The organism is Lonsdalea quercina subsp. quercina, from assembly GCF_000688695.1.
GTDB classification, from domain to species: domain Bacteria; phylum Pseudomonadota; class Gammaproteobacteria; order Enterobacterales; family Enterobacteriaceae; genus Lonsdalea; species Lonsdalea quercina_D.
In genome coordinates, this window is the sequence record NZ_JIBQ01000010.1 from 257,741 (window position 1) to 279,081 (window position 21,341).

General features: G+C 54.5%; 18 protein-coding genes and 2 tRNA genes. 4 read left to right on the plus strand and 16 right to left on the minus strand.

Features of this window, described 5'->3' with window-relative positions:
- Window positions 1-229: 229 nt before the first annotated feature.
- From SB13_RS12085 to SB13_RS12110, 6 genes are all read right to left on the minus strand, one after another.
- Window positions 230-1,546 carry a purine-cytosine permease family protein gene (locus tag SB13_RS12085; protein ID WP_026740608.1) on the minus strand — a complete coding sequence of 439 codons (1,317 nt, stop codon included), beginning with the start codon at window positions 1,544-1,546 and terminating at the stop codon, window positions 230-232.
- 190 nt (window positions 1,547-1,736) lie between these two features.
- On the minus strand, window positions 1,737-2,723 hold the full coding sequence (locus tag SB13_RS12090; protein ID WP_026740609.1) for a 5-oxoprolinase subunit C family protein: 987 nt from the start codon (window positions 2,721-2,723) through the stop codon (window positions 1,737-1,739).
- Entirely contained in the window at window positions 2,713-3,594 is an 882-nt protein-coding gene (locus SB13_RS12095; protein WP_026740610.1) for a 5-oxoprolinase subunit B family protein, read from the minus strand. The genes SB13_RS12090 and SB13_RS12095 overlap by 11 nt, the downstream gene beginning before the upstream one ends.
- Before the next feature lies 1 nt (window position 3,595).
- A complete protein-coding gene (locus SB13_RS12100; protein WP_152545934.1) occupies window positions 3,596-4,984 on the minus strand; it encodes an acetyl-CoA carboxylase biotin carboxylase subunit in 1,389 nt (462 codons plus the stop codon).
- Between the two features lie 52 nt (window positions 4,985-5,036).
- Window positions 5,037-5,285, minus strand: a complete 249-nt coding sequence (locus tag SB13_RS12105) for an acetyl-CoA carboxylase (RefSeq protein ID WP_026740612.1) — start codon at window positions 5,283-5,285, stop codon at window positions 5,037-5,039.
- Between the two features lie 31 nt (window positions 5,286-5,316).
- Window positions 5,317-6,093 carry a 5-oxoprolinase subunit PxpA gene (locus tag SB13_RS12110; RefSeq protein WP_026740613.1) on the minus strand — a complete coding sequence of 259 codons (777 nt, stop codon included), beginning with the start codon at window positions 6,091-6,093 and terminating at the stop codon, window positions 5,317-5,319.
- 171 nt (window positions 6,094-6,264) lie between these two features.
- Between SB13_RS12110 and SB13_RS12115 the strand changes: the two genes are divergently transcribed.
- Both SB13_RS12115 and SB13_RS12120 read left to right on the plus strand, forming a co-directional pair.
- Window positions 6,265-7,179: a LysR family transcriptional regulator gene (locus SB13_RS12115; RefSeq protein ID WP_026740614.1), complete on the plus strand. Its 915-nt coding sequence runs from the start codon at window positions 6,265-6,267 to the stop codon at window positions 7,177-7,179.
- A 220-nt stretch (window positions 7,180-7,399) separates the two neighbouring features.
- Window positions 7,400-8,968: an alpha-N-arabinofuranosidase gene (locus SB13_RS12120; RefSeq protein WP_036151697.1), complete on the plus strand. Its 1,569-nt coding sequence runs from the start codon at window positions 7,400-7,402 to the stop codon at window positions 8,966-8,968.
- 292 nt (window positions 8,969-9,260) lie between these two features.
- Here the strand turns inward: SB13_RS12120 and SB13_RS12125 are convergent, their stop codons facing one another.
- Complete coding sequence (locus tag SB13_RS12125; protein ID WP_072000250.1) at window positions 9,261-10,955, minus strand: thiamine pyrophosphate-binding protein; 1,695 nt, start codon at window positions 10,953-10,955, stop codon at window positions 9,261-9,263.
- A gap of 1,221 nt (window positions 10,956-12,176) precedes the next feature.
- On the opposite strand from SB13_RS12125, the gene SB13_RS12130 reads away from it, so the two are divergent.
- A complete protein-coding gene (locus SB13_RS12130) occupies window positions 12,177-12,518 on the plus strand; it encodes a hypothetical protein (protein WP_026740617.1) in 342 nt (113 codons plus the stop codon).
- Between the two features lie 173 nt (window positions 12,519-12,691).
- Here the strand turns inward: SB13_RS12130 and SB13_RS12135 are convergent.
- A tRNA-Asn gene (locus SB13_RS12135) sits at window positions 12,692-12,767 on the minus strand.
- Between the two features lie 107 nt (window positions 12,768-12,874).
- Window positions 12,875-13,669, minus strand: a complete 795-nt coding sequence (gene mtfA / locus SB13_RS12140) for a DgsA anti-repressor MtfA (RefSeq protein WP_036150591.1) — start codon at window positions 13,667-13,669, stop codon at window positions 12,875-12,877.
- Between the two features lie 93 nt (window positions 13,670-13,762).
- On the opposite strand from mtfA, the gene SB13_RS12145 reads away from it, so the two are divergent.
- Window positions 13,763-13,852, plus strand: a tRNA-Ser gene (locus tag SB13_RS12145).
- 133 nt (window positions 13,853-13,985) lie between these two features.
- On the opposite strand, the gene SB13_RS12150 is transcribed toward SB13_RS12145, so the two are convergent.
- The 7 genes from SB13_RS12150 to SB13_RS12180 all read right to left on the minus strand — a co-directional run bounded on the left by SB13_RS12150 (window position 13,986) and on the right by SB13_RS12180 (window position 21,045).
- Window positions 13,986-14,315, minus strand: a complete 330-nt coding sequence (locus SB13_RS12150; protein ID WP_235202406.1) for a hypothetical protein — start codon at window positions 14,313-14,315, stop codon at window positions 13,986-13,988.
- 170 nt (window positions 14,316-14,485) lie between these two features.
- On the minus strand, window positions 14,486-14,902 hold the full coding sequence (locus SB13_RS12155; RefSeq protein ID WP_026740620.1) for a hypothetical protein: 417 nt from the start codon (window positions 14,900-14,902) through the stop codon (window positions 14,486-14,488).
- Between the two features lie 324 nt (window positions 14,903-15,226).
- A complete protein-coding gene (locus SB13_RS12160) occupies window positions 15,227-16,759 on the minus strand; it encodes an EAL domain-containing protein (protein WP_160168641.1) in 1,533 nt (510 codons plus the stop codon).
- Window positions 16,760-17,015: 256 nt separating this feature from the next.
- Complete coding sequence (gene lpxL / locus SB13_RS12165) at window positions 17,016-17,945, minus strand: LpxL/LpxP family Kdo(2)-lipid IV(A) lauroyl/palmitoleoyl acyltransferase (RefSeq protein WP_026740621.1); 930 nt, start codon at window positions 17,943-17,945, stop codon at window positions 17,016-17,018.
- A 329-nt stretch (window positions 17,946-18,274) separates the two neighbouring features.
- Window positions 18,275-19,693: a coniferyl aldehyde dehydrogenase gene (locus SB13_RS12170; RefSeq protein WP_026740622.1), complete on the minus strand. Its 1,419-nt coding sequence runs from the start codon at window positions 19,691-19,693 to the stop codon at window positions 18,275-18,277.
- 26 nt (window positions 19,694-19,719) lie between these two features.
- Complete coding sequence (locus SB13_RS12175; protein ID WP_026740623.1) at window positions 19,720-20,397, minus strand: type 1 glutamine amidotransferase domain-containing protein; 678 nt, start codon at window positions 20,395-20,397, stop codon at window positions 19,720-19,722.
- Window positions 20,398-20,406: 9 nt separating this feature from the next.
- Entirely contained in the window at window positions 20,407-21,045 is a 639-nt protein-coding gene (locus tag SB13_RS12180) for a TetR/AcrR family transcriptional regulator (protein ID WP_235202407.1), read from the minus strand.
- Window positions 21,046-21,341: the final 296 nt, after the last annotated feature.

Below are 21,341 nucleotides of genomic sequence, written 5' to 3' on the forward strand. Positions count from 1 at the left end.
CGAGACATTTCACGCCGTTTTTTCGTGAATACATGAAAAAAACCGGTCTGCAGCGCGACGTGTTGAGACCACAGCGCTGCCAAGCGGATGATTAGCAATAAGAAATGATGATGGATGGACGCGGCCGGGACGTCAGTCAGCGTCTCTAAACTCGCAGGATTGTGCGAATGCGTGTCTTTAAGCGGGCGGGCGGGAAACGCCGCCGTCTGTCGACGACGGCTCAGAGCGGTCATGCGGCCGCGCGCGGCGTCGCGGCGGGCAGAAGACGGTACAAGACGAAAGCGGTAATGAACGTGGCGGGCGCAGACCAGGACTGCCATGCCGCGTCCGCATACATCAACAGGATGCCGACGGCGACGCTCGCGCCCCAGGCAGTCAACCCTGAGAGGTTAATGTTGCGCTCATAGTTGATGCCCAGCGCCTGACGCGAGGACGTCAGGATGTAGCTCAACGCCACGCCCACCCAGGCCACCACGAAGATCCCCTGCCAGGCCAACGCCTGCAAGATGTAGCTAAACACATCCGCCAGCATCAGCACATAGACCACCACCCCGACCAGACAGGCCCAGATAATCCGCCGGAAGCGCAGCCGGAACAACAGCCGGAAAAAGTCCTGCATATTGACCGTCGCCAGAAAATAGTTGGCGGTGTTAATGCGGGTTTGCGTGACCCAGACGAAGAACAGTCCCCACAGCCCCAGCAGGTTGAGGATCGCCACCACCACGCCGGTTTCGCTGAGTCCGTCGCTTTCCGAAAACCCGCTGACCAGATAGATGCCCGCCACGCCGTTGAGCAAAAAGGTGATGAGATAGAACGGCATGCCGAAGTTGATCCCCGCGTGGTAGCTTGCGTCCTTCGCTTTGCCATACCGGGCGTAGTCGAAGGTATACATCATCAGGATCCACACGCCCATGTAGTAGGTGAAGCAGTGCCACCAGCCGTAGGCCGGCGGATCGGCGGGACCGAACGCCAGCCACTGCGGGTTATAGCCGTTTTGCTGAATAGACACCGCCACGGTCAGCAGCAGCCCAAGCAGGTAAAACGGCAGCAGTACGCCGTTAAATTTGTCCAGCCAGTGCTGCACGCTGCCGAAGATCAGCGGCACGCTGTACAGCACCACCACCAGCGCGGCGACGGCATAAGGCAGCGCCGGAAAAAGGTGGTTCAGCGCGAAGGCGATGACCGACCCTTCGAACACAGCGTAATAGATGGCCGTAGAGAAGAAGATTAACGTGGCGAGCGATGAACCGAGCCGACCAAACAGCGCCTGCGAAAACAGGGAGACGGACAGCCCGGTTTTTATCGCGAATCGGCTAATGATCCCATTCACCACGCCGTAACAAACGACCGACAACACCATGCCGATAATGGCGTTTTTCGCGCCCCAGCTCTGTGCGAGCGACGCGCCGACCACGATGTAAAATAGCGCGCTGCATACCGCCCACCACGCCATGGTGAGCGAGAGTTTGCCCATGCGCTCGTTAGCGGAGACCGTGCCGGACTCGGTCTCCGGGGCGGTCAGATTGACATCGGAAAGATCTGCCATAGGGGACTCCTGAGTGCAAAAGAGGGAAAACACACCTGACCGACGAACATCGGAAAAGGCCACGTTTTAGCGATAAACCGCGAGTAGCAGACAGCCCCCATCGCCATGCGGATGGTCGATACCGCATGGCCCGTGAGAAGACGATGAGTACGGCTACGCTACCGTCACCGGCGAAGGCCGCCGGGCGGGATCAGACCGTCTGAAGGCCAATCCAGTCTCTTAACTGCGCCAGCCGCTGCTGATACTGCCGCCGGGCGGAGAGCGCCTCTTCCAACGATACCGGCACGAATCGCACCTGATGATGGGGCTGCAACTGCGCCACCCGATCCAGATCCGCGCTGATGACCGTTCCCAACGTCATATAACCGCCGCCGGAAACCGCGTCGCGCAGCAAAATTATCGGCTCCAGCCCGCCCGGCACCTGTACGGAACCGATGGGATAGCAGGCGTCAACAATATTGGACGGGTCGGAACCCGCGCCGAACGGCGGCGTACGCGGTAGGTACTCCAGCGGTTTACCGCCTTTCAGTCGATAGCCAATGCGGTCCGCCTCCGTGCCGACCCGCCAGGTATCGGCGAAAAACTGTGCCGCCGCTTCATCAGTCAGGCGGTGAATGTAGAGGCCGCGAACCAGCCGCAGCGTGACCTCCTTTTCGAAGCTTGGACACAACGCCTTGGGCGCCTGCGCGCCTTCAGCCCCCACGCCGGTCGGTGCGCCGATTGGCAACCGGTCGCCCTCCTGCAACCGCCGCCCTTCCCATCCGCCGAGCGCGCCCAGGGTGTAGGTGGAGCGGCTGCCGAGCGCCAGCGGAACGTCGATGCCACCCGCCACGGCGAGATAGCTGCGACAGCCCGCTTTGGCGAAATCAAACTTGAGCACCTGACCGGGTCTGACTCGAAAAGCGGTGTCCAGCGGCATTTCCGCGCCGTCCAGCCGAGGCGTCATCCGCGCGCCCGTGACCGCCACCAAGACCTCTTTACCGAACGCCAGCTCTGGGCCGATCAACGTGATTTCCAGTACGGCGGCAGACTCGTTGTTGCCCACCAGCAGGTTGGCCATGCGCAAGGCATAATTGTCCATTCCGCCCGAAGGCGGTATGCCGAGGTGGTAGTACCCCTCGCGACCGGTATCCTGTACCGAGGTCGCCAGTCCGGGCTTGATAACCTTAATCGGCATACAGCACCTCCCGCAGATAGTGGGTGTAGTGCGCGGCATCCGCGCTGAATTTTTCCAGTTCGAAAGTCACCGGTCGGATACGCAGGCTGAACGTCCCCGCTTCGACCTCTGCCACGGCGCGGTCGTATTCGGCGCGATCCATCGCCCGGAACTGGACGATATCGCCCGCGCGGAAGAACACCATCGACGCTTGCAGATAGTCGAGACGCTGGCTTGGGTCGTAGATCGGCGCGGGCGTGACGCCGAACAGCTGATAGCCGCCCGCGCCGCGCACCGAATAGATGCAGCCGAAGCAGCCGCCGTGACCGAGCGACTGGCGCGGCGTGTCGGTGCGCGGGCGCAGATATTTAGGCACTTCCAGCTGTTTGGCTTCTTCCACCATCTGGAACATGAAGGGCAACCCCGCCACAAACCCTACCATCGAGACAAACCACGGCGTGCCGCTATGCGCGGCGATAAAATCCGCCACCTCGGCATAGCCGTTAATCGCGGCGGCATACTCCAGATCGGTCGCCTGCGGATCTTGATGACGATCGCGAAACCGCATGAGCGTTTCGTGCGTCCACGGGTCGTTGTAAAGCACCGGAATTTCGACGATGCGCGTCGACAGCGAGGTGCCGGTGGTGGCCTGCGCCTCGGCGTTTTTCACCTGCTCCAGCACTGCCTCCGGCGCGATGATGTCGGGATTGAAGCGCACCTGAAACGACGCGTTCGCCAGACAGATATCCAGCACGCCGGGCAGCGCCTGCGACTCCAGCGCGCGCGTGATCGCCATGCCGCGAAAGAATGCGTCCAGCGACATGGCTTCGTCGATTTCCGCAAATAAATGTTCGTCGCCGCCAAAGCTGTAACGAATGGCTTTTGTCGTCATGTCATATCTCCTGAGCGGCCGCAGCATCCGCGGCGGCCCGTTCAGCCAACCAGCGCTCCAGCGCCGTCGTGGTAAAGTCAGCCGCCTTCAGGCGCGAGTCCGCCAACAGCCATTGGTGCAGCGACTGGGTGGTGGTGATACCAGAGATGCGCAGATCCGCCAGCGCGGCGGCGGCGCGGGACAAAGCCTGTGCGCGGTCCTCTCCGTGGATGACCAATTTCGCCACCAGCGAGTCGTAATACGGCGGGATACGATAGCCGGCGAACAAATGGCTTTCGATGCGTACGCACGCGCCCTGCGGCCAATTGACGTCCGTTACCGTGCCAGGACAGGGGAAGAAATTGCGTTCTGGATCTTCCGCATTGATGCGCATCTCGCAGGCCGAACCGTTCAGCGCGATCGCTTCCTGCCGTAAAGTCAGCTTTTCGCCCCCGGCGATACGCAGCATCCACTGCACCAGATCGACGCCCGTGACCATTTCCGTCACCGGGTGTTCAACCTGAATGCGGGTGTTCATTTCAATGAAGTAGAAGCGGCCGGTGGCCGAATCGAAGAGATATTCCAGCGTGCCCGCGCCCTGATAGGACAGGCTCTGCGCCAGCTTCACCGCGCTGTCGCACAGCGCCTGACGCTGCGCGTCGGTCAACGCGGGAGATGGCGCTTCCTCGAAGAGTTTCTGGCGCCGCCGCTGCAGCGAGCACTCCCGGTCGAACAGATGTACCACCCGTTCGCCGTCGCCAAGGATTTGGACTTCGATGTGGCGGGCGTGTTCGATAAACAGCTCCAGATAGACCTGGCCAGAGCCAAAGGCGGCCTTGGCTTCCTGCTGCGCCAGCGGAAAAGCGGCTTGCAGCGCTTCCTTTGACTGCACGATGCGAATGCCTCGCCCGCCCCCGCCTGCCGCTGCTTTGATCAACAACGGATAGCCGATACGCTCGGCGGCCTGCAATGCGTCGTCGAGCGTGGTGATGTCCTGCTCCGATCCCGGCACCACCGGCACGCCCGCCGCCTGCGCGGTACGACGGGCGGCGGCCTTGTCGCCCATCGACCGGATCACCGCCGCCGTCGGCCCGACGAAAATCATGCCAGCTTCCCCGACGGCGGCGGCGAACGCCGCGTTTTCCGACAAAAATCCATACCCCGGATGGATGGCATCCGCGCCGCTCTCCCGCGCCGCTTGCAGCACCGCCTGCGGATTCAGATAGCTCTGGTCGGCCCTGGCCGCGCCGATGATGCGGTATTCGTCGGCCAGTTGCGCCGGCAGCGAGGCAACGTCCGCCTCGCTGCACGCCGCCACCGTTGGGATCCCCAGCGCCTGAGCGGCGCGAATAATCCTGACGGCAATTTCCCCTCGGTTGGCAATCAATAATTTATTTATCGGCATCAATATCTCCACTTCCGCGGTGATTGAATAAACGCTCAGCGATAATAAAAACTTTTATTTAGCGATCGCTTTTAATAATGGCTATAACCTGTCCGGGTTCGATCGGATCGCCACTTTCAACGTTGAATTTAATTAATTTTCCTGAATGTCCCGCCACCATTTCGGTAAATTGTTTCATTACCTCAATCAGGCCAATTACCGTATCTTCCTGAACATCATCGCCCTCTTCCGTAAAAGGCGGCATTTCGGGCGCAGGTTGCCGATAAAAAACTCCCGGCAAAGGAGAATAAACTTCATATTCTTTCATATTAATCACTCCTGATACGGCATTATTATTTTTAAAACAGGCGTTGCTTTTCTGGTGCTGTAATTTCAATAGACGACGCCGTTAATAATTCGCAGGTCGCCTTTAACAACGTCTGCGCGTCCGGCGTATCGCTATGCATGCAGACCGACTCGAAAACGATAGGAATATCTTCTCCCTCAACGGTACGCACGACGCCGTCCCGACACGCGCGCAGCACCTTCTGCGCCACCTCGTCCGGGTCCAGCGCGCCCACCCGGCGGGTAAAGACGATAGAACCGCTCAGGTCATAGTCACGATCCGCATAAAACTCACAGATAACAGGGTGTTGTAACGCCTGGGCCGCTCGCCACACGGCGCTGCCGTGCATGCAATACAGCAGCAAATCCGGCGCGATGCGATGCAGCGCGTCAACAAAGCAGTGCGCTGAAGCCTCCTCTTTAGCCAAATGCATATAGAGCGCGCCGTGCGGTTTTATATGCTGTAACTCCATCTGATATAACCGCGCCAATTCCCGCAATGCGCCCAGCTGATAAACGATATCGTTAACTAATTCATCCGGTTGCATGGCAATATGTCGGCGGCCAAAACCAATTAAATCGCGGTAACCGGGATGCGCGCCGATGGCGACGCCGTAATATTTCGCCATCTCGATGGTTTTACGCATCACGGTGGGATCGCCGGCATGAAACCCGGCGGCAATATTGGCAGAACTTATGAATGACATAATTTCTTGATCGATATTGCCGTTAATTACCCAGGACCCAAAGTCTTCGCCCATATCAGAATTTAAATCGATGTGTTTTGTCATAATATTTTATTATTGGTAGCTCATTGATTTAAAAATAATATAGGGGAAGTTTTTTACAGACGAATAGCATTATTTTCTGATAGCAAGCCATCGAAAAAAGAGATCGCTAAATGAAGCCCTATCCCGGTGACGACGCCGGACTGATTTCAGCCCCTCATACCGGAGAAGAGCATGTTGACACTACGCCAGATTCGATACTTCGTCGCCACGGCGGAAATGGGGCAAATATCACAGGCCGCCATACATCTGAATATCTCGCAGTCGGGCGTGACAAGCGCCATTCAGGAGCTGGAAGGCCTGTTGGGGAAGCCGCTGTTCCGACGTTCGGTGCGGGGCATGACGTTGACGGAGACCGGCACCCACTTTCTGCACCATGCCTACTCCATTCTGCGCAGCGTGGACGATGCGCTGCATATTCCCTCGACGGACGACCAAATTTGCGGCCAGCTGAATCTGGCCGCCTCCTACACGGTGATGGGGTATTTTCTTCCCTATCATTTGCAGCGGCTCTCTTCCGCCTTCCCCCATCTGAATATTAATCTCTACGAGCGTGAGCGCATCGATATTGAGCGCGGTCTGCTGGATGGCTCGCTGGATATCGCGTTGGTGCTAACCGCTAACCTGACGCTCCCAGGCATCACCTCGGAAACGCTGTTTAATTCCGAGCGCCGTCTCTGGCTACCCAGCCGTCATCCACTGTGCGATAAACCGCATCTCACGCTCGCGGATGTCGCCAGAGAGCCGTTTATCATGCTGACCGTCGATGAAGCCGACCATAGCGCAATGCGTTACTGGGAAGAAAGCGGGCAGCGTCCCAACGTGATGCTGCGGACCAGCTCCGTCGAAGCCGTGCGCAGCATGGTAGCCGACGGGCTGGGCGTCGCCATCCTGTCCGATCTGGTCTATCGTCCGTGGTCGCTGGAAGGTAAAAGGATCGAAACCCGTGCGCTGACCGACAATCTGCATCCCATGAATGTTGGGCTGGCGTGGCGTAAAGACGCGATTTTCACCCCGTCGATGAACGCCTTCCGACTGTGGTTTCGCAGCGCCTTTCTGACGCCGCAGATGAATTTTAACCGCCGTTGACGACGGTACAAACCAGGCGCGCCTGCGGAAACGGTGGAAATGTGACCCGTCTAACAGCCGCGGCGCGGCAATTTACGTAGCCTTCCCCCCTATCACCGTTGGATTGTCACTGGCCGCCGGCCAGGCAAAACCTGAAGGGTCCTCTTACGAGAGGCCGTTCAGGTTTTTTTTTTGCGCCATCACCGAGGTGTCTATGAAAAAAATCAGGTTCACAGGAATAATGAGCGTCACTCTGGCCGCGCTGGCCCTACCGTTAGGCTCACCGTCCGCCGCCGACAATAGCCGGATAGAAGCCACGTTGCAGGCCGACCATCCCGGGCCGCCGATTTCTCGCTACCTCTATGGTCAGTTTTCCGAGCATCTGGGACGAGGCATTTATGACGGCATCTGGGTCGGTCCCGACTCCCCCATCCCCAACACGCGCGGCATCAGAAACGATGTAGTCGCCGCGCTGAAAGCCATTAAAGTGCCGGTCGTGCGCTGGCCTGGGGGCTGCTTTGCGGATGAATATCACTGGCGCGACGGCATCGGTCCCCGCGACAAACGCCCGGTGCGCAAGAACAACTGGTGGGGCGGCGCGCCGGAGACCAATGCGTTCGGCACGCATGAGTTCTTCGATTTCGCCGAGCAGATCGGTGCGGAGGCGTATATTTCCGTCAATGTGGCCTCGTCCACGCCGACGGAGATGCGCGAATGGATCGAATATCTCACGTCCAAAGACCGGGATAGCCTGGCGGACGAACGACGCGCTAACGGTCGGGACGCGCCTTTTAACGTGCCGTTTATCGGCATCGGCAATGAAAGCTGGGGCTGCGGCGGCAATATGACGCCCGAATACTATGCGAACGAATTACGCCGCTTTGGCGCGCTGTTCCATAAAAACGGCACCAACTTCCATAACGATAACGACAACACGGCGATGCGTGTCGGCTCCGGCGCGAATAATGACGACACGAACTGGACCGACGTGGTCATGAAAAACGCCAGCGCGCATCTGGACGCCATTTCTCTGCACTTCTATACCGTGCTCACCGGCGACTGGAAGAACCGCAATCAGGCGTCCGCCACCGGTTTCCCCGATGAACAGTGGAATGCCATTTTCCAACAGACGCTGCGCATGGATGACATTCTGCGCCAGCATATCGCCGTCATGGATAAGCGCGATCCGGAAAAACGCATCGGCCTATTCGTGGACGAATGGGGGACCTGGTATAACGTCGAGCCCGGCACCTATCACGGCCATCTTTTCCAACAGAATACGCTGCGGGACGGCATTTTGGCGGCCGCCAACTTTAACATTTTCCACCAGTATACCGACCGCGTACGGATGACCAACATCGCGCAGACCATCAACGTGCTCCAGGCGATGATCCTGACGGAAGGCGATAAAATCGCGTTAACGCCGACCTACTATGCCTACAAAATGTATGTGCCATTCCAGGATTCCACCGCCATCCCGCTAACGGTGAAAGCCCCTCGGCTGACGTATGGCGGGCACACGTTCCCAGCCTTCAATGTCTCCGCCGCCAGAGGGAAAGACGGCAAAATATACATCGGCGTCGCGAATATGAACCAGCACGCGGGCTACGATCTGGCCATCAAACTGGGGGCACTGAACGTCAAAACAGTGTCGGGAGAGGTGCTGACCAGCACGGTGTCGGATGCGCATAACGTCCCCGGTCAGGCCGAAGCCATTCATCCCGCAGTCTTTCACGGCGGCAAAATCGACGGGTCGGTACTGAATCTCGCCATCCCCGCGAAATCCGTGGTGGTGGTCAGTCTGGAATAGAAGGTTAACAAGGAAGTGAGACGTCGGCAGACAGGACGCTAACCAAGAAAGCCTATTACCTAGAGATGAGGTAATAGGCTGCCCTCGGGCACGATAGCCGCCACCCCCGAAGAGTCCTCACGAGGCGGGTAAATATGAACGCCTGAACTCGCCTCAGAGAGAACCGTGAGACCTTTCACCCTGGATTTACGCCCTTCTCTTCGCAAAGAAGTTGTGGATAAACCCTAGCCTGAGTCTCTCCCGGGAATGAACACCCGCAGGCTTGATGCTTAACTCAACGGTGATAACGGATTTACAGCGATTTGACGGCGTTTTGTCGTCCCAATACCGGCGGCAGCACGTCCCTGTCTATGCGGACATCAATGACCGTGGGAACCGCTTGGTTGATCGCCGTACGTAGCGAGCTTTCCAACTCGGCACGACTTGTGACGCTGACACCGTTCGCCCCTAGCGCATGAGCGAACATAGCGAAATCCACCTTTGGAATCACACAGTCCAGCGCCGGATAACCGACCGAGTTCAACCCCTGCCGGCACATGTTGTAGCCGCCATCATTTAATACCACCCAAATCGCCGGGACTCGGTGATGCACTGCGGTACTGATTTCGTTATTCATCAGCATAGAACCATCGCCGATGATGCCGACGGTGACTTTTCCTGACATCGCCAGCCCGACAATGCCGCAGGCATAATGCCCCATGGTTCCCAACGCGGAATTGACCCGATAACGATTGGGCTTTTGAAACTGCAAATATCGGTTTGCCCAAACGTGCGAGTTACCGGCATCGGACGCCACCAGACAGTCGTGTTCATCAATCGCGACTTTTTGAATGGCGGCCATGACATCGACTGGATTGACCACGCCATCCTTGCTCTTGACCGGGACTTCACATTGAGACGATTCGAGCGGTGGAAGAGCGGTTGACCGTTGAGCGAGAGGCAACGTTTTTATTTTCTCGTAGACGCCCTGTAGAAAGGTTGTCAGTTCGGCATGAATAATTTCAGTTTCTGGAGGCAGGTTATTTTTAATATCCGCATTTTCCAGGCTGACATAAAAGACTCTGATTCCTTTTATTTTATTTTGGAGATAATGCGCGCTGGATTCCCCCAACCGCGTCCCCAAAATAACCATTGATTTCAACGACAGTTTATTAATGGCAGAGAGAAGTGCTGGCTCATCGCACCCTAAACCGGTGGAGCCTATATATAACGGATGGTTTTCAGGGAAGATACCTTTCCCGCGAGGCGTAGACATAACCGCCGTCTGGGTTTCAATGGCGAGTCGCGTTAATACATCCGACGCGTCGAGACAACCAAAGCCATTCCAGATAATGGCATCACCCGCAGCCAGAACCTCTGCTATTTCTTGCTGATGCGCATCCAGAGCGTCCTTATCTTCGCGACCGATCGGTGAGGGAATATAGGATGATTTGTCGCTGTATTCCTCTTCTGCAATATCTGACTTCTGTATGTTGGGAAGAATGAAAATTCCCAGTACGTGGCCCTGAGAAACGTTGAAATGATTGATGGCGTCGAGCGCTTCACTCAATTTTGCTTTTTCATCGACACACACAACACGATCGAAGTATCCCGAAATTCCTTCTCCTTGCAGGGCAAGGACGTCCTCTNCCGTCGTTTGTTGCAACCCCCACAATCCGTTACTTTGCGCCGTGGTAATCGGGGCGATGAATATCACTTTAGCGCCATCCAGCTTTGCCGTGCGCGCTGCCGTTAATGCGTTGATGATACCCGGTCCCGCGGTGGTAAAGACGGCGGCAGGCTTGTGATGATACAAGCTGTATTCAGAAGCACAAAACGTCGCGCCAGTCTCATGTCGGCAATGAACGGTTCTGATCGAAGACTCTGACAGTGCCTTCCACACTGGGGATATATAAGCCCCTGAAACACCGAAGGCGACATCTACCCCCACAGTTTCTAAATGACTGACCAGGATTTCCGCCACTGTCTTCTGAGATTTTCCTTCCATAGACTTTCCTCGTTTTTAGCACTTTTCATGCTTTACTGAATAATATTTATAAAAATAATTAGGCAAGATTGGTTTTATTCATAACCTCTCTTCTTTTGCGAATGCGCGAAGAGCGGTAATAGACGCTAACGATAATAGGAAGACCGTTATATTCCCCTAAACTTTCCTTAATTTTCTTATTATTGCCACCTCCAGTTCTTATTAAGAAACCAAATAGATTAATATTAAGTAAGAAAAAAAAGCAACGCGAATAATAGATTGAAACGACTACAGTAATCTATATTCGCTTCGATAGAAGCATACTTTTAAATGAATCAAAAAAGAAGGCAAAGATGTTTGTATTTATATCCTAATTATTCAACGTCAAAGAGAGCATAAAGCCAGAGTTTAATAATGCTTAGTCGTTATTAACGAAAATATTTTGTTAAAATACTCAGGAATCGAAACATCCCTTAATCAAAAAAAAGATATCGACATGGGAATAGACGTCATTCCAATGGTCCGATCCCATCACGCCGTTCTTGTCCAGCCCGGTCGCGGCACCTTCCATAGAAAATTGCGTTGATTCATAAAGATATTCTCATGCTGAAACCACGCTCCTGTGGTTTAGCAACAGCATTGAGATCGTTGGTCACCTGTCTTGTCCCTGTTTGAACGTAAGAACGTGATCAAGACGACCGGCCCGAAGAGGCAAAGCCCGATAACGGTGAGCAAGCATTAGCGCAGACGCCCTTCGGTGAAAAAGCGCGGTTTAGCACAGCCTGAAACGGCAGTAAAAGGCGGCAAAAAGTGGGATCCATAGGTTCTATATCGTGGCAAATTCGCCCTCAAAATACGTCAAAGTTTCCTTAAAAAGACGTTTTTCTACCAGCGCTGACTCGGGTTGCCGCAATGACCCCAGACATAAGGTTATATCGACGTCGTTTTTGTCTATGCGGCGAAGGGGAAGCCTGACCTACCGGCTCCAAGTGAGAAAGAACGCTTAAATTCCGTCCTTCATTTTCAGAATTAACCCACTTAAAAGTAAAATAAAAATAGATGAGTTTGATCAAGTATTACGAGTTATTTCACTTATGTAACATTTCAAACGTATGCCGTTAGATTTACAGAATCAAAAATGAGTGGTTTTCCTTCGTTGTCCTGTGCTGCTTCAAGCATTAACGCCAGGTGAATTTAATTCATTGTTTCAGAAGGGAAATTCATTTCATGAAAAGAAATTGTATGTTTTCAAATATCGCAGTGACGTTTCTTGTTATCCAATTATCGGGATGTACGTCTGTCGGCATGCATGTCATCAACAAAGTGAAGTCCCCACCTTCTAACGAAGTGATTAAGAAAGGCTTCTCTGAGTCTATGAATATCTCCCCAGAAAAGATCACCATCAGCAACATTCAAGAGTATGAAGGTAACGAAACAGGCATCACCGGTTCTGGGGTCCAGAAGTTTACCTTTGACGCGGCCATCAGCGGGAAAACCAAAAACTGTTCGTTAACGCGTCTGGTGAACAATGATATTTATTACACGGGATGCACCGAGAAGAATGCTGCGGTGAAGAGCTGGTAATTCTCTATCTTCCCTATATTTTTATGGGAATAGATAAACACTGAAACAGGCTTCACCTAACCCCTTCAAACGGGGGGACCGTTTTTGAAAGCCTGCCAGGCTGAGGGAAGGAACATCCCCTGATGTAATGCAAAAAGCCCGCTTAAGTTTCCTTAAGCGGGCTTTTCTAAATATGGCTCCTCTGACTGGACTCGAACCAGTGACATACGGATTAACAGTCCGCCGTTCTACCGACTGAACTACAGAGGAATCGTGTGAACGGGGCGCATAGTATCTGGGTCACTCTGGGCTGTCAACGCCAAAATCGCGTTTATATCCCAACTGCTTAGCCTCTGTTCAATTCCGCGCTTTTATGCTCAAGAGTTGTGCGATAAGGCGGTTTCGGCCCCTTTTCGCCAGCGCTGTAGGCGCTCCAGCGGCGTCTGTCGGTAGAACCGCGTGAACACGTCATAAACCACGGGGAAACGCTCATAGAGCAGTTCGGGCGCGCTAAAAAAATACTCGGACAGCACGGCGAAACACTCCGCGGGATCGGTCGCGGCATAGGGATCCATACTGGCGCCCTCTTCTCCCACCAGGTCAATCTCCTCCTGCAACTCGCTCATCGCCCCGTGGAGCGCCTGCTCCCACGGCGCCATTTCACGCAGCGGAAGCGGTGGAACGCCGCTGACTTCATGCCCGCCACGCAGATCCAGCTTATGCGCGACTTCGTGGATCACCAGATTGAATCCCGACAGGTCGAAGGAATCTTGGATATCCTGGCCGTTGAGCACGATGGGCCCCTGCTCCCAACTTTGCCCTGACTGCACGACCTCCCCCGAATGGACCAGGCCAATATCGTCCTCCCATTCGTCCGTCACGATGAACGGCGAAGGATAGATGAGGACGTCATGAAAGCTATCGAGCCAGTGGATGCCGAGCTCCATCACGGGGAGGCAAAACAACAGCGCGATGCGTTGCTGCATCAACGCATCCAGCTCAACATGCTGCAAGGGCACCAGTCGTTTTTGCCGCAGAAACTGCTGCGCGAGGTTAATCAGCTGGCGCCGTTCGCGTTCGTCCAGCGGCGCCAACAGTGGGATAGACAGTGCAGTCTGCCACGCAGCCCCCTCTTCAGGCGAAGGCGATGAGGTTTTCCATTGCCACTTCATGCATATTGCTCGCTATGTCGTCACTCAGGTCTAAAGACGTGGATAGGGGCTGTTAAAATGCGCCGAAAACGGGCATCATAGTCGCCCTTCCGTGGAGAGATGCCGGAGCGGCTGAACGGGACGGTCTCGAAAACCGTTGAGGGAGTCATCCCTCCGAGGGTTCAAATCCCTCTCTCTCCGCCATTATTCAAGCAGTTATCCCCAGTCCTTTCTGTGATAAAAATCCCGCGAAGTCAGTCTGGAGAAAAAACCGGCGCATCGTCTCTCACGAAGCTACGCCGGCTCATCCTGCTTATCAAGGCTGGGTCAATCGCAATTACTGCGTACGCCACAGCCGGTACTGGCCCCAGATACCGACTTCCGTCAGATATTCCTGCTCGGTGCCGTCGGCAAGCACATCCACGGTCCGTCTCATACCCATTGACGCCACTGAGCATTCGTTGCTCACTCTCAGTTTGTGCAAGCCGTTATTCAAATAGGCCGTGACGTACTGATTTTGTCTTAACAGCGCAATCTCTTTACCATCAACAGCGACCACGAATTTACAGAGACCGCCGCTCCCGCTACCGATAAACTGTTTATTTCGAGTCACGGTCACTTTGGTCTGTTCGACCTGATTATTTGGCGTGATGATAGTCGGATCCAATATATATTCTGCAGGACCGTGCGGTCTGGAACATCCACTCAATATCAATGCGAAAAATAGAAAAAATACTCTTTTCATGGTTATTTACCCAAAATAAATGGAGAGCAGTTTATCCGCTGCTCTTATTAAAAAATTATTATTGAAGCCTATCGCAAGAGTGCAAAGAGACGTTATTGCGCTTGAGGTGTTAATATTGCATTGGCGGCTTTGGGGTGAAGCGTATACATACCGCCGTTGAAAGGATCCACCAGTAAGTAGCCGATAAGACCGCCGAATACCAGGTTCCCGCCGATATACCACCCGTTCGCAGATGATCGAACGGGCAAGGTCAGCGGCTGATAGCTATCTTTTGTGAACGTAATCAGGTATTTTTTACCACCAAAATAATGTCCGTTAGATTTATCCAAAACCACGTTTTGAGGCGTATTACCGGTGACGACAACTTGCCCGGTTTCATCCTGTATCGAGAATTTTGCACCAGAGGGATGACTATCAACGTTGACCACCTGAGATCGTTCTCCAACAATAGTGGCGCATCCAGAAAGTAATATTGCTGCAGATAAAGCAAAGACTGCTAATTTTTTCATTTGAAAATGACTCTTTAACTGATTTTATATTTAGCCAGAATTGGCTAAAAAATATTACCAAATATTTCATAGCGAGTCATCCTAAAGCATTATTGATATTTATTCATAGCGGCGGAGGGAGTGGAAAATAATTATTGCGAGATGAATCCAGCCATGATCATATTTCACGAAGAGTTCACTATGATAATTTGCGCATTTTATCGCCATTGCGTTTCCTTACTGCGACCGTCAACGCCTCTTATTCCGCCTAGACCGCTTACTGTTTTTACTGCACCGATGTTTGCATTCAATAAATACAGTAACGAATTCATCCCGTCCGCCGCATTACGACAGCAACGCTTTTAGCCGTGTCGCACTCATAGGTCGGCCGTAGTACCAACCTTGTCCCACGGCGTCCTTGCAATGTTCTTTGACATAGGCGGCCTGTTCGGCCGTTTCGATCCCTTCGACAATGACGCAGGTATTCAGCATGGACGTCATCGTAAACAATAAATCCACCATGCGGGCGTTGACGGAGTCGGTGCCGATGGCTTCGGTAAACATTCGGTCGATCTTCAAGGCATCAAACGGCAGGCTGGAGAGATACGAAAAATTAGAGTAGCCCGTACCGAAATCGTCGATGGCAATACGATATCCCTGCGTGCGCAGCTCGGATAACCTTTTCGCCAACGTCGCATAATTGGCCGTCGAACGCTCCGTGATCTCCAGAATAATTTGTTTCGGCGTCACACCAAAATGCGCGACCTGCTCATTCAGGTACGTCTGATAATCGGTGTCCAGAACGTCGGAGATATCCAGATTGATGCTGAGGTAAAACTCCGGGTTATTCAATAAAACGCTTTGCATCTCGGCAACCGAGCGCTGGGTAATATGCCGCGTAATATCACCGATGATCCCTTGTTTTTCCGCTAAGGGGATAAAGACGTCGGGAGACACGAGCTGACCGTGTTTATTTGTCCACCGGGCCAACGCTTCAACGCCAATGATTTTTTCATCATTAAGGTAAATGATCGGCTGGTAATTCACATGAAGCTTTTTACGGCTGACGGCCAGACGCAGCTGTTTGGTCATTGAACGATTGATGTCGAGCAGCAGAAAAATAACTAACGTCAGCGTGCCGCCTAATATAGCGCCCAGCAACGAGATAGCAGAGATCATATAGGCCGGCATCTGTAAAACGCCGGAAGCGCTCAGCCGCGCATGAATACAGATTTCATACAGTCTGCTGCACAGGTAAGACTGGCGATATTGAGCGAGCCAGGAGCTTTCATAGCGGGTCGGCGTCACGCTTGTACTGCCAAAAGTCTGGAAAACGTGGCTATCATCCGCCGACGTTAACACCGCGCCATACCCGTGCAGCGGATAAGAAAAGCTACGGAAGGCATCGGGTGACGTGAATACCACGACGTTTTTGCGACTGGCGATATCCGTTTGAATGCGGGGATCAAAGAGGCCTCGTACGGCGGTCCAAAGCTGGGTGCCGTCCCTTTTTTGAACGTCTGTTTCTGGTAGCGTAATGGGCGAGGACAGCACGCCACGCCCGGCGGTACATAACAATTCGCCGTTCCGTATTCGGCCAAGGTCGATAATATAGCGGTACTTATAAACCATGTAGCGAAGCTGAAATAAATCGTCTTCAGAGCAGAGAGGATACTTCAATGCGTAGGCTTCATTAATCGCGGTATTGGATTCAGTGACGACGTCATCGGAACGCTTCATTATGGCTTCGGCAAAATCCTGCAATTTCTTTTGATCGTTTTTTGCTATCACCCGCTGGCTCAGGAGCAACAAAATCAATATCCCCCCCATAATCCCAGCGACAACCATCGCTAGTATCATTTTATTTATTGACTTCATGTTGACTTCCCCGGCCTTGATAAATCCCAACTCGTCGCCCATTAATCGGCATCACTTCATGGAAGTTTATTGATTTATCTTTGAATCAATCCCGCGAATATCACCGTTGATGTCGCGTATTTACGGTAAATTTCCACTTTCACCGCATATCTTCACGACATATTGACCTAACGTGATCAAACATCACGGCTGATATTCTTGCCAGGACAGGGGCTGAGAGACGCGAGGCTGTTGAGGCCCCGCGTGCATCGGATGACTAGAGATACAGAGAGGGCTCGCCCGCCGGACGCGTTTTAAACCGGCGATGCAGCCAGAGATATTGGCCCGGCGCCTTCATGATTTCGCGTTCTATAGCCCGATTGATATAGGCTGCAGCGGCCAGGTTATCGTCATAGGGATAGTGTTCTAGCGCCGGGGAAATCACCAGCTGATAACCCTGCCCCGCCGGTTTGCGGATGACAACGGCCGTCACCAGTTTCGGCTGAGCCAGACGCGCGATGGTGAAAGTGCCGTTTGAGGTCGCCGCCTTCTCTACACCAAAAAATGGGACGAATACGCTGCCTTTCGGCCCGTTATCCTGATCCGGCGCGAACCACACGGTGCCGCCGTGTTTAAGCGTGTGTACCATGCTGATCAGATTTTTGCGGTTCACCAGCACATTCCCCGACCGCGATCGCCCCCACTTCTGCACCCGTTCCAGAATGGAGCTGTTGTGCGGACGGTACATGACCACCATCGGTTTGCAGTGGCCGAGAATGCGAAAATGCAGCTCCAGCGTCATAAAATGTACGCCGATCACCATGACGCCCTTTTCCCGATCCTGCGCATTATGCAGATGTTCCAGCCCGACGATGTCGAACCATTTTTTTATGCGTTTATCCGGCCAAAACCAAGCCATCCCCGTTTCCAGCAGCGCGATGCCGAGCGAAGAAAAATGCTCGATCAATTTGACCTGTTTCTGGTGCTCGGAAATCTCAGGGAAACACAACTCGAGGTTACGCCGGGCAATGCTGACCCGTCGTTTCAAAAAACGCATAGAACGCCGCCCCAACCAGCCGCCAAGACGCACCAGCAGGGGATAAGGCAATTGAATCAACAGATACAACACCGCCAGACCGAACCACAGCGGCCAATGCCTGGGGTGCGCGTAACGGACGAAAAACAGCACTCGCGAGCGGGTCACCATAAATGCTTTATCCTTCACTGTCAGAACATGACAACATCAATGAATATCGGTGGCTCCAACTGCTCGAGCCGTGTTTAGCAAAACCGCGGCATTATCAGCTCACGTTTAGACATCCCTGCGAGACGTAAATTCCGGGAGGAATACGCGCGACGGCACATTTCACACAACGGTCAAATAAGCCATGGCGGCACAGGAAAGAAACGCGCGGGATTCTGCGCGGTGGGAAAGGTCATTGTCGGTAGCGACATCACATTACAGAGCGTGAAACGTGATGACTGGAGAAAGCGGGCCGCGGTGCATCCACGGCCCGGGGAAGGCTGAACGAGCGGTTAAGGTTTCAGTACGGATTCAATCTCCGCCATTTTTGGCGCATAAGGCGCACGCATCCGCAGGTTGGATTCTCCGCCAGGGCTCTGCACCACCACCGCTTTGGCATGACTAAAGCGGCGGAAGCCGTAGATGCCGTGATAGGCGCCCATGCCGGACGCGCCTACGCCGCCGAACGGCACGCTCTCAATTGTGGCCTGCGTCATGATGTCATTCACCACCAATGCGCCGGACGTCGTGCGCTCGCTGAATTCACGTTGGCGCACCGGGTCCTGACCAAAGTAATAGGCCGCCAACGGACGCGGATGCGCGTTGATGTAGGCGACAGCCTCTTCCGGACTCGCGTAGGTTTTCAACGGTAGAATCGGCCCGAAAATTTCTTCCTGCATAACCAACATATCGTCAGTCACGTTCAGCACCACCGTTGGCGATAGTTTACGCTGCGGAAGCGCGACGCCCGACTCACCTTCAGCGGAAAGTTCGATGATTGTTGCCCCTTTTTCACGCGCATCGGTCAGCAGCTGCTGCAACCGCTGGAAATGACGATCGCTGATGATGCCGGTGTAATCGGGGTTATCCGACAACGTTGGGAACGTTTCAGCGATAAAGGTACGCGCATGGGTCACAAATGCATCGCGAGCGGACTCAGGCAGCAGCACATAGTCCGGCGACATGCAGATCTGTCCGGCGTTGAACGTCTTGACCGTCATCACGCGCTCGGCCGCCGTTTGGATATCGGCATCGGTATCGACCATCACCGGTGACTTTCCGCCCAGTTCCAGCGTCACAGGCACCAGATTCTCCGCGGCCGCTCGCATGACGTGACGGCCGACGCTGGTGCTGCCGGTGAAGATCAGGTGATCAAAGGCCTGCGCGCTAAACGCCTTGCCGACATCCGCATCGCCCAGCACGGTCGTCACTTCCAGCGGGTCGAAGTAACGCGCGACCAAGTCCGCCAGCAGTTCAGCCGTGCGCGGCGTGAGCTCAGAAGGCTTGATCAACGCGCGGTTACCGGCGGCGAGGACGCCCGCCAGCGGACAAAACGCCAAATTCAGCGGAAAGTTCCACGGACTAATAATGCCGACGACCCCAAGCGGTTGATATTGCACCCGCGCATGCATACCCGGCCCCGGGGCGGGCTGTTCGTCAGGCTGCATCCACTGCGCCAGATTTTCACGGGCGTAGTTCAGCGCGTTCACGGACCCCAGAATATCCGCCATGATGGTCTGATAAGGGCTCCGGTGACCGTAGTCGGCGCGAACCGCCGCTTCCAGCTCCTGATGATGGCGGGTCAGCAACTGAATGGCGCGCTCAATGCGGTCGCGGCGCAATTCACTACTGGCAGGCCCGTCCTGCACGTGCGCACGCTTCATGTCTGCGACGGTGGCGGCCAAAGAGGCCGCAGTAACTGAAGAACTCATGATTCACTCCGAAATAGAAATGCGGGTTAGGCCAGCTGCTTAAGCAGAGCCTGGGCGACCCCTTCTGAACTCGCCGGGTTTTGACCCGTGGTCAGAAGGCCGTCGGTCACAATATGGGGCTGCCAGTCGGCGCCTTTTTCATAGCGTCCGCCCAGCTGCGTAAATTCGTCTTCAATCAGGAACGGAACCACCTCAGTCAGCTGTACCGCGGCTTCTTCGCTGTTCGAGAAACCGGTCACTTTGCGTCCTTTAATCAGCGGTTCGCCGTCGGCGCCGCGGACGTGACGCAATGCGCCTGGCGCATGGCAGACCAGCCCCAGTGGTTTCCCGGCACGATCGAACGCTTCAAGCAGCGAGATGGAGTCAGCGCTTTCCGCCAGATCCCACAACGGCCCATGTCCGCCGGGATAGAACACCGCGTCGAAGTCGGCCACATTGACGTCAGCCAGTTTCGCCGTATGGCTCAGCGCATTCTGAGCATCCGCATCCTGCCGAAAACGTTCAGTCGCGGCAGTTTGCGCTTCCGGTGCGTCGCTGACCGGATCCAGCGGCGGCTGCCCGCCAAGCGGAGACACCAAAGTGATAGCCGCACCCGCATCCTTGAAGACATAGTAAGGGGCCGCAAACTCTTCCAGCCAGAAACCCGTTTTCTTGCCGGTATTGCCAAGACGATCGTGCGACGTTAATACCATCAGAATGTTCATACAAGACTCCTAAAAAGAGGATGAAGATACGCCGAGAACCGTTTCGGCGTCCTTAAGGCCCCCTGCGGGGGGAAGTAGTAGTTCAGTGGTGATTAATGCCTGGTGCAACGGTGCTTTGTCCTTACTCAGCTTGGACAATAGCGCGGCGCCCAGCCACAGCTGATACAGCGTTTGCGCGGTTTCCGCAGGCGGCAGGGACAACCGTAACGAACCGTCCGCTTGCCCCTCGCCCACCGTCTCGGCGATACGCGCCACCAGATGTGACACGCCATCGCACAATATCAGCCGCATATCTTCGGAGAGGTCGGCGACCTCCGCAGCCAGCTTGACTACCAGACAGTGTTCGGCCCAGCCGCCCAGCAAGGGATCGTCGATCCACGCGGTCCAGTAACGCATTAACCGCTCGCGACCGCTTCCCGTTGCTACGCTGAATAGCGCATCCAGACGCTGCTGATATTCATTGACATAATCCGCCAGCAGTTCACAACCGAACTGCTCTTTGGAGGAAAAGTAATGATAGAACGATCCCTTGGGCACCTGACAGGCATCCAGAATCGCTTTAAGCCCGACGCCGACAAAACCCTGCCGCAGCACTAATAAGCGGCCGGTATCGAGGATTTGTTGACGCGTCTGTTTTGTTTTGTTCATCGAATTCATAACATGAAAGTAACATTAAATAGACCGGTCGTCTAGTGGGGAGTATAAATGACGGGAGACGGGCGGAGACCCGCGGACAAAGCGCCTGCTGGCTCTACGCGCTGGGTTTCTGAACACAGGCGGAGTACAGCGGAAGATAGGCGGGCAACGCCGGATGTCGGCAAAGGGCAAGGAGCAAATCGACTTTGGGCTTTGGGCTTTGGGCTTTGGGCTTTGGGCTTTGGGCTTTGGGCTTTGGGCTTTGGGCTTTGGGCTTTGGGCAGAATATCGAACGCTTGTCGCCCCCA